At 64.1% G+C, this 13,767-nt stretch carries 14 protein-coding genes and 1 tRNA gene; 11 read left to right on the top strand and 4 right to left on the bottom strand.

Annotated elements, in window-relative coordinates:
• Positions 1–33: 33 nt before the first annotated feature.
• The 7 genes from ABFC66_RS17220 to ABFC66_RS17190 all read left to right on the top strand — a co-directional run bounded on the left by ABFC66_RS17220 (position 34) and on the right by ABFC66_RS17190 (position 5,077).
• On the top strand, positions 34–261 hold the full coding sequence (locus ABFC66_RS17220) for a FliM/FliN family flagellar motor switch protein (protein ID WP_346742206.1): 228 nt from the start codon (positions 34–36) through the stop codon (positions 259–261).
• 149 nt (positions 262–410) lie between these two features.
• Positions 411–971 (top strand): NAD(P)-dependent oxidoreductase, encoded by a 561-nt coding sequence (locus ABFC66_RS17215; protein ID WP_346742205.1) that lies wholly within the window; start codon positions 411–413, stop codon positions 969–971.
• Positions 968–1,771 (top strand): phosphoadenylyl-sulfate reductase, encoded by an 804-nt coding sequence (locus tag ABFC66_RS17210; RefSeq protein ID WP_346742204.1) that lies wholly within the window; start codon positions 968–970, stop codon positions 1,769–1,771. The genes ABFC66_RS17215 and ABFC66_RS17210 overlap by 4 nt, the downstream gene beginning before the upstream one ends.
• 87 nt (positions 1,772–1,858) lie before the next feature.
• Positions 1,859–1,943 (top strand) — tRNA-Leu (locus ABFC66_RS17205).
• A 171-nt stretch (positions 1,944–2,114) separates the two neighbouring features.
• On the top strand, positions 2,115–3,095 hold the full coding sequence (locus ABFC66_RS17200) for a kelch repeat-containing protein (RefSeq protein WP_346742203.1): 981 nt from the start codon (positions 2,115–2,117) through the stop codon (positions 3,093–3,095).
• A gap of 21 nt (positions 3,096–3,116) precedes the next feature.
• Complete coding sequence (locus tag ABFC66_RS17195) at positions 3,117–4,289, top strand: isovaleryl-CoA dehydrogenase (protein ID WP_346742202.1); 1,173 nt, start codon at positions 3,117–3,119, stop codon at positions 4,287–4,289.
• Positions 4,286–5,077, top strand: a complete 792-nt coding sequence (locus ABFC66_RS17190) for a thioesterase family protein (protein ID WP_346742201.1) — start codon at positions 4,286–4,288, stop codon at positions 5,075–5,077. The genes ABFC66_RS17195 and ABFC66_RS17190 overlap by 4 nt, the downstream gene beginning before the upstream one ends.
• On the opposite strand, the gene ABFC66_RS17185 is transcribed toward ABFC66_RS17190, so the two are convergent.
• Positions 5,074–5,955 carry a phosphatase PAP2 family protein gene (locus ABFC66_RS17185; RefSeq protein WP_346742200.1) on the bottom strand — a complete coding sequence of 294 codons (882 nt, stop codon included), beginning with the start codon at positions 5,953–5,955 and terminating at the stop codon, positions 5,074–5,076. The two genes, ABFC66_RS17190 and ABFC66_RS17185, sit on opposite strands and share 4 nt — an antisense overlap.
• A gap of 85 nt (positions 5,956–6,040) precedes the next feature.
• Between ABFC66_RS17185 and ABFC66_RS17180 the strand changes: the two genes are divergently transcribed.
• The gene (locus ABFC66_RS17180) at positions 6,041–7,237 is read left to right on the top strand and encodes an acetyl-CoA C-acyltransferase (protein WP_346742199.1); all 1,197 of its coding nucleotides are present in this window, start codon (positions 6,041–6,043) and stop codon (positions 7,235–7,237) included.
• On the opposite strand, the gene ABFC66_RS17175 is transcribed toward ABFC66_RS17180, so the two are convergent.
• Together ABFC66_RS17175 and ABFC66_RS17170 are read right to left on the bottom strand one after the other, a co-directional pair.
• Complete coding sequence (locus ABFC66_RS17175; protein WP_346742198.1) at positions 7,238–7,633, bottom strand: nuclear transport factor 2 family protein; 396 nt, start codon at positions 7,631–7,633, stop codon at positions 7,238–7,240.
• Positions 7,634–7,645: 12 nt separating this feature from the next.
• Positions 7,646–8,236, bottom strand: coding sequence for a TetR/AcrR family transcriptional regulator (locus ABFC66_RS17170; protein WP_346742197.1), 591 nt, complete (start codon positions 8,234–8,236; stop codon positions 7,646–7,648).
• 87 nt (positions 8,237–8,323) lie between these two features.
• Between ABFC66_RS17170 and ABFC66_RS17165 the strand changes: the two genes are divergently transcribed.
• The 3 genes from ABFC66_RS17165 to ABFC66_RS17155 all read left to right on the top strand — a co-directional run bounded on the left by ABFC66_RS17165 (position 8,324) and on the right by ABFC66_RS17155 (position 12,512).
• Positions 8,324–9,931 (top strand): carboxyl transferase domain-containing protein, encoded by a 1,608-nt coding sequence (locus tag ABFC66_RS17165; protein WP_346742196.1) that lies wholly within the window; start codon positions 8,324–8,326, stop codon positions 9,929–9,931.
• 149 nt (positions 9,932–10,080) lie between these two features.
• Positions 10,081–12,081 carry an acetyl/propionyl/methylcrotonyl-CoA carboxylase subunit alpha gene (locus ABFC66_RS17160; RefSeq protein ID WP_346742195.1) on the top strand — a complete coding sequence of 667 codons (2,001 nt, stop codon included), beginning with the start codon at positions 10,081–10,083 and terminating at the stop codon, positions 12,079–12,081.
• The gene (locus tag ABFC66_RS17155; protein WP_346742194.1) at positions 12,078–12,512 is read left to right on the top strand and encodes a DUF1489 domain-containing protein; all 435 of its coding nucleotides are present in this window, start codon (positions 12,078–12,080) and stop codon (positions 12,510–12,512) included. The genes ABFC66_RS17160 and ABFC66_RS17155 overlap by 4 nt, the downstream gene beginning before the upstream one ends.
• Here ABFC66_RS17155 and panC read toward each other — a convergent pair.
• Entirely contained in the window at positions 12,509–13,375 is an 867-nt protein-coding gene (panC, locus tag ABFC66_RS17150; protein ID WP_346742193.1) for a pantoate--beta-alanine ligase, read from the bottom strand. The two genes, ABFC66_RS17155 and panC, sit on opposite strands and share 4 nt — an antisense overlap.
• Positions 13,376–13,767 lie beyond the last annotated feature (392 nt).

Genomic DNA, 13,767 nt, shown 5'->3' with positions numbered 1-13,767 from the left:
TCGATGGTCGCGTGATGCCAATTGGGGGCGGGAATGAATTCCGTCAATAATGTTTCTGTCGAGATTTCGGTCGTGCTGGGCAAAACCGCCTTGCCGATCCATCAGCTTTTGAAGATGGGCCGTGGCGCGGTCATCGAACTCGACGCGCATCATGACGACGAGGTCTGGCTGCTCGCCAACAACATTCCGATCGCGCGCGGCGAAATCGTCGTGCAGGGCGAGCGCATCGCCATCGCGATCACGGAGACGATCCGGAACTGAGCCGGACCAAAAACAACACAATAAATAGTGTTGAATAGAGCATAATACGTCCTGATATTGAATTATTCGGGCGCTTGTCCTATTTCTATGGAAATTAGGCTTCGACCCCGCCTCGGGCGTTCCACCCTTGGCTCCCGTCAGGAGACGTCATGCTTCCCATCGTGCTCGATGTCGGCGCGCTCCGGATCGTGCTGGTCGGGGAGGGCGAGGCCGGTCTGAAGCGGCTGGAGCTTCTGGATGCTGCCGGGGCCGCCCATGTGGAGGTCTTTTCCGGGGCACAGGACGGGGCTCTGGCGAGCCGGGCCGGTGTGAGGCTGAAGGGCGCAAGGCCCTCCAGCGAGGCTCTGGAGGCCGCAGGGCTGGTGCTGATTGCCGGTCTCGACGAGGCCGAGTCGGAGGCCTTGGCCGCCGCCGCCCGAAAGGCGGGACGGCTGGTGAATACGGAAGACCGGAAGCCGCTTTGCGACTTCCACATTCCTTCGACCGTCCGGCGGGGCGACCTGTTGCTGACGGTATCTACCGGGGGGCAGTCCCCCGGCCTCGCGCGGCGCCTCCGGCGCTATCTCGAGGGACTGTTCGGGCCGGAATGGTCCGGACGGCTCAAGGAACTGGCGGAGCGCCGCGAAGTCTGGCGCAAGGAGGGCCTCGATCTGTCCGAAGTCGGACGGCGCAGCGAGGCATATATCGAGGATAAAGGTTGGCTCCCATGACAGTCATTCAGCTCAAGAGCCATGAGAATCGGGCCGCCGCCATGGATGCCGCGACCGTCACGTCGCCGCGCCTTACGGGCCTGCGAACGCGCTATCAGGGCCTCAGCGGGCAGGCGCTGCTCGACGTCATGATCAGGCAGGAATTCGCGGGCAAGATTGCGGTCGTTTCCTCCTTCGGCGCCGAATCGGCCGTGCTCCTGCACATGGTGGCCGAGATCGACCCGACGACGCCGGTCATTTTCCTCAATACGGGCAAGCTTTTCGGCGAAACGCTGCGCTATCGCGACCGGCTGCAGGAACGCCTCGGCCTGACCGATATTCGCGCCGCCGGGCCCCATCCGGCCGATCTGGCGGCGCGCGACCCCAACGGTACGCTGTGGAACGCCGATCCCGATGCCTGCTGCTTCGTCCGCAAGGTCCTGCCGCTTGAGCGGGCGCTGAAGGGCTTCGAGGCCTCGATCACGGGGCGGAAGCGCTTCCAGACCTCGGCCCGGACCAGCATGGACCCGATCGAGGAGGAGGCCGTGCGCGGCACCGGCGAGCCCGGAAGTGCCACGGGAACCCGCTTCAAGCTCAATCCGCTGGCCTTCTGGGGCCAGGAGGAGCTGGAACGCTATACCGACGCCAACCGGCTGCCCCGGCACCCGCTGGTCAAGGACGGCTACCTCTCGATCGGCTGCATGCCCTGCACGGAGCGCGTTCCGGAAGGGGGCAGCTATCGCGACGGGCGCTGGGTTGGCCGTGACAAGGACGAGTGCGGCATCCACCTGCCCATCAATACGGGTGGTGACGGCATCTGACCGGCTTTCGGTTATTCACCGAATTCGTCAATTTGCAGCTTGAGTACCCGGAACGGATTTGTTACATCGGCGCATCCCAAGTCATGCGCGGTCGTGGCGGAATTGGTAGACGCGCAGCGTTGAGGTCGCTGTGGGGCAACCCGTGGAAGTTCGAGTCTTCTCGACCGCACCATGGCCTTGGGATGAAAATGAAAAGCCGGCTCGCACCTCAAGCGGCCGGCTTTTTCTTTGCCGCCACACGCTGGGCACAGACGGCGCGCCGGGTGGCGAGGCGGCTGCAAATGACGCACACTCGCAACCCGTCGTCCCTCGACCGGGGCGACTGCGTTTTGCCGGGGCCTTCATGCGTTCGTCTTTGTTTTCTCCACTCGTCCTATGCCGTCATGTCGCCGTCGTCGCAACGCTGCTGGGCGGCCTTGGCGGCGCGGCCTGGGCCGATGGCTGGCGCGAAGGCGCGCCGATGACGACGGCGCGGGCCTATGCGGGCGCCGCGCTGCTGGGCGAAGATCTCTATGTGGTGGGCGGCGGCGGCGCTTCGGGCCCGCGCTCACTCACCGAGGTCTATGACACGATCGGCGACATCTGGCGCGCGGATGTGGCGCTGCCCGTGGGCCTCGAACAATTCGGCATGGCGGCGAGCGGCGAGCGAATCTATGTCGCGGGCGGCTATGCGGCGGGCGGAACGCGCGAAGCGCCGACGCTGGAAGAAAGCGCCGCCACCTGGGTCTTCGACCGTGCGGGCGGCGGTTGGCGCGGTGTCGCGCCCATGCCTGCGCCGCGCGTCGGCCTTTCGCTCGTTGCCGTAGGCGGCAAGCTCTATGCGCTGGGCGGCAGAGGCGCGGATGCGGGCCGCGTCTTTATCTACGATCCGGCGGAAGACCGCTGGGCTGTCGCGAAGGCGAACATGCCCGCGCCACGCAGCGGCGCTGCGATTGTCGCGCAGGGCAGTGAAATCTACGTGATCGGTGGGCTCGACGGCCGCGTGGCCACCGCCCGTGTCGATATCCTTGACACCGAAGCGGGCACATGGCGCGCCGGCCCATCGCTGCCCGCGCCGCGCGCCGGCCATATCGCCGCAGTGCTCGGCGGGAGAATCCACGTGACCGGTGGAGAGAGCCTTTCGCCGCCGAAAACCTTCAGCGATCACTTCGTGCTCAATGGCGGAGCGTGGACGAGCGCAGCGCCGCTGCCGACGCCGCGCCACGCCGCAGTGGCCGCCGCAACCAACGGCAAGCTCTTCGTCATTGGCGGGAGCCCCGGGGCAGGCGTCTTTACGGTCTTTACGCAGTCCGACGCGGTCGATATCTACATTTCAGACAAATAGAACATCAAGAAAGCCGGCGACATGTCTTCAGCGAATTTCCAGTCCCTCGATTTCGATCTCGGCGAAACTGCCGACATGATCCGCGACACGGTGCGCGCCTTCACGGCCGACAGGATCACGCCGCGCGCGGCGGAAATCGATCGCACCAACCAGTTCCCCCGCGACCTCTGGCCCGAACTCGGCAATCTCGGCCTTCTCGGCATCACGGTGGAAGAGGAATTCGGCGGGACGGGGCTCGGCTATCTCGAACATGTCGTGGCGATGGAAGAGATCAGCCGCGGCTCGGCGAGCATCGGCCTTTCCTATGGCGCCCATTCCAATCTCTGCGTCAATCAGCTTCGCCGCTGGGGCACCGTCGCGCAGAAGAACAAATATCTGCCGAAGCTCATTTCCGGCGAACATGTCGGCGCGCTGGCCATGTCTGAGCCGGGCGCGGGCTCGGACGTCGTCTCCATGCGTCTCAAGGCCGAGAAGAAGGGCGACCGCTACGTCCTCAACGGCAACAAGATGTGGATCACCAATGGGCCCGACGCCGACACGCTGATTGTTTACGCCAAGACCGATCCGCAGGGCGGCCCCCGCGGCATCACGCCTTTCCTCATCGAGAAGGGCTTCAAGGGGTTCACGCCCGCTCAGAAGCTCGACAAGCTCGGCATGCGCGGCTCGAACACGGCGGAACTCGTCTTCGAGGATTGCGAAGTGCCCGAGGAAAACGTGCTCGGCAAGGTGAACGAAGGCGTCCGCGTGCTGATGTCGGGTCTCGATTATGAGCGCGCCGTGCTTTCGGGCGGTCCGCTCGGCATCATGCAGGCTTGCATGGATGTGGTCGTGCCTTATGTGCATGAGCGCAAGCAGTTCGGCGAGCCTATCGGCACGTTCCAGCTGATGCAGGGCAAGCTTGCCGACATGTATTCGACCATGAATGCCTGCCGCGCCTATGTCTATGCGGTGGCGAAGGCCTGCGATCGCGGCCAGACGACGCGCAAGGACGCGGCGGGCGCGATCCTTTATGCCGCCGAAAAGGCGACATGGATGGCGCTCGAAGCGTTGCAGACGCTGGGCGGCAATGGATATATCAACGACTATCCCACGGGCCGGTTGCTGCGCGACGCCAAGCTCTACGAGATCGGCGCGGGCACCAGCGAAATCCGCCGTATGCTGATCGGTCGCGAACTCTTCAACGAGACCGCATGATGACTGTCGACGCCGTTTTCGAAGTCAAAGGCAGTGTCGCTCACAGCACCGCCTATGCAGCGGGGCCGTGGGACCCTTCCATGCAGCATGGCGGCGCGCCGTCCGCGCTCGTCGCATGGGTGGTTGAGAATATTCCGACAGCGGCGCCCATGCAGGTCGCGCGGATGACCATCGACCTGTTGCGGCCCGTGCCCATCGCGCCGCTGGAAATCAGGTCCGAGGTCGTGCGCGAGGGAAAGAAGATCCAGCTTTGTGGCGTGAGCCTTCTCGCGGGCGGCAAGGAATGCGTGCGCGCCAGTGCGCTGAAGATCAGGGCGGCCGAATATCCTGATCTCAATGGCGTGACCGAGGCCCCGGTGAGCATTCCGTCGCCTGCGGAGTCTTCACCCATTGACGAAATCGTGCGCCGCAGCAGCGGCTTCATCTCAGGGCTTGAGGTGAAGAACGCCGTCGGCAATTTCGGCCTGCTGAGCGCCGGTGGGCCTGCGGCCTGCTGGTTCCGCGCGATCAGGCCGATCGTCCATGGCGAGGCAAACACGCCGCTTATGCGTGCGGCCATGACGTCCGATTTCTGCAATGGCGTTTCGTCCGTGCTCGATCAGGGCTGGACCTTCCTCAACGGCGACCTGTCGATCAACTTTGTCCGCATGCCGGTGGGCGAGTGGATCGCGCTCGACGCCGAAACATGGATCGACGAGCGCGGCGTCGGCATCGCGGCGGGCAAGCTCGCGGATGAACGCGGCTATTTCGGCCGCGCCATCCAGAGCCTCGTGGTCGAGAAGCGCTAAGGCTGCTTCACCAGCCTCAGCTTGCGGAAGGCGAGGGGCGCGAGACCCGTCATGTAGAACGCCAGTGCGGCGTTGATGGCATAGCTTGCCGCTGTTCCATCGGCGCCGAGCGCATGTGCGAGTCTGTTGAGCCCTGTTTGCAGGGCGAACAGCACCACGATGCCGCCAAGGCCCATGACGACGCAGACCCGCCATGCAGGCAATACCGGCTCATTCGGTGCGAGGCGCCTGTCCATGTCGGCGCCGAGAACCCAGCCAAAGAGCAATGCGAGAACGCTGACCGTGCGGTCCGGCCCTTCGCCGTTCGGCCAGGTTGCGAAGAGGATGGCACCCGCGATGACGATGATGGCGAGATGCGTCAGCACCGGCCAGTTGCGCGCGGGTGCGAGCGCGGGGGAGAGGAGCCAGGCAAAGATGGCGAGCCCGATGATGGCGAGCCCCATGCCCGTCAGCACGTCGTCGACATCATGGACACCGAGATAGAGACGGCTGAAGCAGACGCCCGCGATGATGATCGCCACGACAGCATAGGCCCAGTATCGGCGGATCTCCCGGGCGATCAGCGACCACATGGCGAAGGCCACCTGCGCGTGCCCGCTCGGTCTGCCATAGGAGTCTGCGACGCGTGGATCGAGCCAGTATTTCGGGTCGGGCCGCGGGTCCTGCCAGAGATCCTTGAGCCAGCCGTTGAGGACCGCCGTGATGGCGATCAGCATCGTCATGCGCATGGCGCGGTCTCGGCCCCAGAACCAGTAGGCCAGCGGCAGGGCGATCAGGAAGAAGGTCGTATAGCCGAGCCAGGTGAAGCCATTGGCGATTAACGTAGCGGCATCGCTCCTGAGTGGCAGCACCCAATCCATATTGTGCAGAAATTCCACGCGAACTTTCCCCCGTCGTGAGTTTTGGGCTAGGGTTCCCCCCGAATCCAAGCCTTTCGAAACAATCTAACGTGGAAACGCAGCCATGACACAGTCCCGTACAAGCACCGATCCCGTCGTCATCGCGAGTGCGGCGCGGACGCCCATGGGCGGGTTCCAGGGCGCGCTGGCGGACATCTCCGGCCCGGATCTCGGCGCAGTCGCAGTGCGCGCGGCGGCGGAACGTGCAGGGCTCTCGTCTGGCGCGGTCGATGAGGTGATGATGGGCTGCGTGCTCTCGGCCGGCGCGAAGCAGGCGCCCGCGCGGCAGGCGGCGCTCAAGGGTGGCCTCGACCAGTCGACGACCTGCACCACGGTGAGCAAGGTCTGCGGCTCGGGTATGAAGGCCATCATGCTCGCCCATGATGCGCTGGCGCTTGGCCATGGCGACGTCATCATCGCGGGCGGCATGGAAAGCATGACCAATGCGCCGTACCTGCTGACCAAGGCGCGCGGTGGCTATCGCCTCGGCCATGGCGAGGTGAAGGATCACATGTTCCTGGACGGCCTCGAGGATGCCTATGAAGGCCGGTTGATGGGCACCTATGCCGAGGAGACGGCGAAGCACTATCAGTTCTCGCGCGAAGCGCAGGACGCCTATGCGCTGGAGTCGCTCGCCCGCGCCAAGCGCGCCATCGAGGGCGGCAGCTTCGCGCCGGAGATCGTTCCCGTCGCGGTGCAGAGCCGCAAGGGCGAGATCGAGGTCGCGCAGGACGAACAGCCGCTGAAGGCCGACCCTGCAAAGATCCCGACGCTGAAGCCCGCCTTCGCGAAGGACGGCACGGTGACGGCGGCGAATGCCAGCTCGATTTCGGATGGCGCCGCCGCGCTCGTTCTGATGCGTCTCTCGGAGGCCGAGAAGCGCGGGCTGAAGCCGCTTGCTGCGATCCGCGGCCATTCCGGCTTCGCGCAGGCGCCCGCCTGGTTCACCACGGCGCCCGTCGGCGCGATCAACAAGCTTTTCGAACAGACGGGCTGGAAGGCCTCCGACGTCGATGCTTATGAGATCAACGAGGCCTTCGCCATCGTCGTCATGGCGGCGATGAAGGAGATCGGTCTCAGCCACGACAACATCAACATCTATGGCGGCGCGACGGCGCTCGGCCATCCCATCGGCGCGTCGGGCGCGCGCATCGTCGTGACGCTGCTCAACGCGCTGAAGCAGGGCGGTGGCAAGCGCGGCGTCGCCTCGCTCTGCATCGGCGGCGGCGAAGCGACGGCGCTTGCGGTCGAGTTGATGTAATCAGGCGGCAGCTTTCGCCAGCGTCGCCTTGACGTGTTCGGCGAGTGCGATGAGGCCATTGAGCGGGCGGATGAGCACTTCGATGTGTTTCATCCGCGCGTTCTCATCCACCGTGATGCGGTCGATGCCCTTCAGATTGACGTCGCCGATCCTCGTCTCGAATTCGAGGATGATGTCGCGTCCGTCGATCCATTCCTTCTTGTAGACGAAATCCTCGAAGCCCTCGTTGACGGCGTTGAGGATCGAAATCACGTAAGGTTTGGAATATTTCGGCTTGTAGAAGGCGGGCGAGGAAATGCCCGCATCCTCGGCGACCAGATCGTCGAGAACCTCAGGTGTCGGATTTTCCATATAGGCGTACCAGCGCTTGAGAAACGCCTTTGCTTCACCGGACATGTTTCCTCCCTCTTATGCCGTCACGCCGTCGAGAACGAGGCGCGTGTGAATGTCGATAAGCTTCTTGCGGCTGACGCGGCCTTTTGGATCGTACCAGGTGCAGATGCCCGTCAGCATGGCGAGAAGGGCATAGGCTGTCACGCGGAGATCGGAGACGACGAATAGCTTTTTCGCCGCGCCTTTTTTCAGGATATCGCAAAGACGGTCTTCATAGGCACGGCGCAGCGCGACGATAGCCTTCCGGTTCTTCGGCGTGAGGCTGCGCAGCTCCGCCGAGCCGATGAAAACCTCGCGCTTGCGCTCGATGTGATAGTCGAGATGGAAGGCGACGAAGACCTTGAGCCGTTCGACGGGCCCCTCGACGCCTTCGAGTTCCGCATCGACCCGGGCGAGCAGCGTCACCATGTGATTGTGGATGAGGTCGAAGAGGAGATCCTGCTTCGTCTCGATATGGTTGTAGAGCGAGCCCGGTTGAAGGCCCACCCTGGCCGCGAGTTCCCGAAGGCTCATCGCCTCGTAACCGGCGGTATAAATGAGGTCGAGGCCCGCCTCGTTGATGGCGGCCAGCGTTTTCGGGCCGGAGGAACCTCGGGTTCTGCTCATTGTGCCTGGACTTGTGGGCGGCAGGAAACGAACGTATGATCGTTTTTATACCAGTCCGGCCCCATCTTCAATCATCCGGTCGCGCCCATGTCCATTCTCAAGACCAATATCAATCCGCGCGACGCGCGCTTCAGGGAAAACGCCGACGCCATGTCGCGCCTCGTAGCCGAGCTGGCGGTCGAGCGCGCGAAGGCGGCGGAAGGCGGCGATCAGCGTTCGCGCGAGCGGCATGTTTCCCGAGGCAAGCTTCTGCCTCGCGACCGTGTGCATGGGCTCATCGATCCGGGTACGCCGTTTCTTGAACTGTCGCCCATGGCCGCGCATGGCATGTATGGCGAAGCGATCAACGCGGCGGGCATCATCACCGGCATCGGCCGCGTGGCGGGGCAGGAATGTGTCATCGTCTGCAACGACGCGACGATCAAGGGCGGAACATATTATCCGGTCACGGTGAAAAAGCATCTGCGCGCGCAGGAAGTCGCGCTGGAAAACAATCTGCCATGCTTCTACCTCGTCGATAGCGGCGGCGCGAACCTGCCGAACCAGGCGGAAATCTTCCCGGACCGCGAGCATTTTGGCCGCATCTTCTACAATCAGGCGCGCATGTCCTCGAAGGGCATTCCGCAGGTGGCCGTCGTCATGGGGTCCTGCACGGCGGGCGGCGCCTATGTGCCAGCCATGTCGGACGAGACAATCATCGTGCGCAAGCAGGGCACCATCTTCCTCGGCGGCCCGCCGCTGGTGAAGGCGGCGACGGGCGAAGTGGTCACGGCGGAAGACCTTGGCGGCGCGGATGTTCATTCGCGCAAGTCCGGCGTCACCGACCATTACGCGATGGACGACAATCACGCGCTTGCCATTGCGCGTCAGATCGCCTCGACGCTCAATCGTCAGAAGCATGTGAACATCCCGCTCTCGGAGCCGGTCGCGCCGCTTTACGACGAGGCGGAACTCGATGGCGTGGTGCCGCATGCGCTTTCGATCCAGTACGATGTGCGTGAGGTCATTGCGCGCCTCGTCGACGGTTCGGAATTCGACGAGTTCAAGGCGCTTTACGGAACGACCGTGGTCACCGGCTTTGCCAAGCTCCACGGCATTCCCATCGGTATCGTAGCGAATAACGGCATTCTCTTTTCGGAGTCTGCGTTGAAGGTCGCTCATTTCGTCGAGCTTTGCTGCCAGCGCCGCATCCCGCTTCTGTTCCTTCAGAACATTGCGGGCTTCATGGTCGGCCGCGAATATGAGACGGGCGGCATCGCGAAGGACGGCGCGAAGATGGTGACGGCAGTCGCCTGCGCCGATGTGCCCAAGATTACGCTGGTTATCGGCGGCTCCTACGGCGCGGGCAATTACGGCATGTGCGGCCGCGCCTATTCACCGCGCTTCCTGTTCACATGGCCTAACGCCCGCATTTCCGTCATGGGCGGCGAGCAGGCGGCAAGCGTTCTCGCCACGGTGAAGCGCGAGGGCATGGAAGCGCGCGGCGAAAGCTGGAGCGCGGAAGAGGAAGACAGCTTCAAGTCGCCGATCCGCGCTCAATATGAGAAGGAAGGGCATCCTTACTTCGCGACCGCGCGGCTCTGGGACGACGGCATCATCACACCTCGCGAAACGCGCCGCGTCCTCGCGCTCGCCTTCTCCGCCACGCTCAACACGCCAGTTCCGGACACGCGCTTCGGCGTGTTCCGCATGTGAGGGACCATGCATTCTTCCTCACCTGAACTTGGGCGTCATGCCCCGCTTCATGCGGGGCATCCACGTCTTTCTGTGATCGCAACCGGTCGGAAGACGTGGATGGCCCGGACAAGCCGGGCCATGACGGGAAATATGAAGGGTCTCGTCTGATGTTTTCTTCACTCCTCATCGCCAATCGTGGCGAAATCGCCGCGCGTGTCACGCGGACGGCGAAGCGTCTCGGACTTCGCACGGTGGCGGTCTACTCCGACGCCGATGCGGGCGCTTATCATGTCAGGCAGGCGGACGACGCCGTTCACATCGGTCCGGCCGCGGCAAAGGACTCCTATCTCGTCATCGAGAAGATCATCGAAGCCGCGAAGCGTTCGGGCGCGGAAGCGATCCATCCGGGTTATGGCTTTCTCTCCGAGAATGTCGCCTTCGCCGAGGCATGCGAAAAGGCGGGGCTGATCTTTGTCGGGCCTCCGGCCTCCGCGATCAGGGCGATGGGGCTGAAGGACGCCGCCAAGGCGCTGATGGAAAAGGCCGGCGTGCCTGTGGTGCCCGGCTACCATGGGGCGGAGCAGGACGCATTGTTCCTCGAAGGCGAGGCGCAGAAGATCGGCTATCCCGTGCTCATCAAGGCGGTGGCGGGCGGCGGCGGCAAGGGCATGCGCCGCGTGGACGAGCCGGCAAACTTCGCGACGGAACTCAAGAGCGCGCAGCGCGAGGCGCTGGCTGCCTTTGGCGATGAGCGTGTGCTGATCGAGAAATATGTGACGCGCCCGCGTCATATCGAAATCCAGGTCTTTGCCGACGCACATGGAAACGCGGTCTATCTGCATGAGCGCGATTGTTCGCTGCAGCGCCGCCATCAGAAGGTGATCGAGGAAGCGCCCGCGCCGGGCATGCCGGAAGAAATGCGCCGCGCTATGGGCGAGGCGGCGGTGGCTGCGGCGAAGGCTATCGGCTATCGCGGGGCGGGCACGGTGGAGTTCATTGCCGATGGCTCGAAGGGGCTCAGCGCAGACGCTTTCTGGTTCATGGAAATGAACACGCGGCTTCAGGTCGAGCATCCGGTGACGGAAGCGATTACCGGCACCGATCTCGTCGAATGGCAGCTCCGCGTCGCGGCTGGCGAGAGATTGCCGCTGGCGCAGAAGGATATTCCGCTCGTCGGCCATGCTGTCGAGGTTCGTCTCTATGCAGAAGACCCGGCGAAGAACTTCTTTCCCTCGACAGGCAAGCTGACGCGCCTGCGCCTTCCCAGCGAAGAAGGCATCCGCGCCGATATGGGCGTGGAGGAGGGCGACGAAGTCTCCATGTTCTACGATCCGATGATCGGCAAGATCATCGCGCATGGCGAGAGCCGCGATGTGGCGCTGGCGAAGATGCGTCGTTTCCTGCTCGATACGGAAGTGGCGGGCCCGCGCACCAATCTGGCGTTCCTCGCCGAGATCATGGGGCATGACCCGTTCCGCGAGGCCGACATCGATACCGGCTATATCGATCGGCACATCGGCGCGCTCGTGCCCGTGCAGAGGCTCGATGCGAAGGCGCTTGGTGCGGCGCTGGTTGGCTATCTCTCGGCGCGCGGCGAAGCCCTTGCGCGTGACCGTTGGTCGCCCTGGTCTGCGTCGGATAACTGGACGCTGGGGGGAGCCCGCAGCGAGACGTTGAAGCTCATCGCGGGCGAGGAGGCGTTGAACATCCGCGTCGCGCCGGAAGGCGAGGGCTGGCGTTTCACGCATGGGGGCGTGGAGCATGTCGTGACAGGCGCGATGAACGCGCAGGGCGAGGTCATTGCAACCGTCGATGGTCTGCGGCTCAAGGCGGGCTTCGTGAGCGCGGGGCGGGGCTTCAGCCTCGTTCTGCGCGGCGCGACCTATGATTTCACCATTCCCGATCCGCTCGACGTCGATGTGGCGACCGAGGGCGACACGGGCGCGCTGAAATCGCCCATGCCGGGCAAGATCGTGGCCGTCATGGCGGAGGCGGGCGCCCATGTGAAGAAGGGCACGGGCCTCGTCGTCATGGAAGCGATGAAGATGGAGCAGACGCTTGCAGCGGCTGCCGACGGCGTCATAGCCTCGGTCAATGTCGCGCCCGGCGATCAGGTCGAGGCAGGTGCGGCGCTGGTCGTGTTCGAGGTCAAGAAGGACGAGGCGTGACGCTTCATCTCATCAAGCTCTGTGTCGGCGCGGACGACGTCGAGGATCTGCAAAACTGGCAGAACGCGCGGCTGGCCGAAAAGCGCAAGCGCAAGGAAAAGCCGGTGCTCGCCCATGTCACGCGCATGGTGCCGACACGGGCAGCCGAGATTCTCGACGGCGGTTCGCTCTATTGGGTGATGAAGGGCATCATTCGCTGCCGCCAGCGGATCGTCGACATCGAGCCTTTCGTCGATGGCGAGGGCATCAAGCGTTGCCGGCTTGTGCTCGATCCTGAAATCGTGCTGGTGCGCCGCCGCGAGCGCCGCCCGTTTCAGGGCTGGCGCTATCTCGATCCTAAAGATGCGCCCGAGGATGTGAAGGGCGTGGACGAGGTCGACGACATGCCGGAAGACATGCGCCGCGAGCTTGAAGAGCTGGGGCTGCTCTAGACCGGCATATTGTCGATGAGGCGCGTGCGGCCGATCTTCGCCGCGATGAGAATGCGCGCAGGCGCGGTCGGATGGCCCGACGGGAAAATCTCCAGCGATGCGGCGTCGCGCACTTCCAGATAATCCACATGATCGAAGCCGAGGGCGCGGATGCGGTCTGCGCCTTCCCGCGTCGCATCGGCGATGATGGCGCCGCCGGCAACCTTTGCCGCCGTCTCGCGCAGGACCACGTTCAACTGGCCCGCCGCCCTCCGCTCGCCTTCCGAGAGATAGACGTTGCGCGACGACATGGCGAGGCCGTCCGCTTCGCGAAGGATCGCGCCGCCGAGAATTTCGACCGGAATGTCGAGGTCTTCGACCATGCGGCGGATGACGGCGAGCTGCTGCCAGTCTTTCTCGCCGAAGCAGGCGAGGTCGGGGAGCGCCTGAATGAGCAGCTTCGCGACGACGGTGGCGACGCCCGCGAAATGCGTCGGGCGGAACTGGCCTTCGAGCGGCGCGGAAACGCCCGCGACGGAAACCGTGGTCGAGAAGCCGGGGTGATACATTTCCTCCGGCGTGGGCGCGAAGATGAGGTCGCCATGTCCCGCGAGCTCTTCCGCATCGGCGGCTTCGGTGCGAGGATAGGCGCCGAAATCCTCATTCGGCGCAAATTGCGTCGGGTTGACGAAGATGGAGACAACGACGCGATCGACTTTCGTTTTGGCGAGATCGACGAGCGAAAGGTGGCCGGAGTGAAGCGCGCCCATGGTCGGGACGAGGCCGACCTTCAGTCCTTGCTTGCGCCAGTCCGCAATGACGGCGCGAAGGCTCGCGACGCTGCGCGCGACGGGGATGGCATAGCTGGTCGTGTCGATGGTCATGGTCGCTTCTCCGGGAAATCCGGGCGGACCTTAAACGATTGAGCTAGTGTCCTCAACGAGGCTGGCGAAGCGCGAGGAGGCTTCCCACATGCGTGCCATGCGTATCCGGATTCAAGCGATTGCAGCTGTTTTCGCGCTTTTTGGCGCCGTGACGCCACTATATGCAGGCCAATTTCCGTGGGAGCCGGCGAGGCCTGCGACGCCCCCGGTCATTTCGACGCAGCCGAAACCGCCGCAGCAAAAGGCGCCCGCTGTCGAGCCTCCGAGCCGCATTGTGCCGGGGCATCAGAGCAAACAGGGATACGTGCCGACATATGAGAGTACGGGGCCGGTTCACGCGCCCGCCGAGCCGGGGCAGAAATCGCAAGGATGGGTGCCCGGCCACCACGACG

Origin of the sequence: Parvibaculum sp., assembly GCF_039680535.1 — a bacterium.
Taxonomy (GTDB): domain Bacteria; phylum Pseudomonadota; class Alphaproteobacteria; order Parvibaculales; family Parvibaculaceae; genus Parvibaculum.
This window is presented reverse-complemented; position numbering and strand designations above follow the sequence as displayed.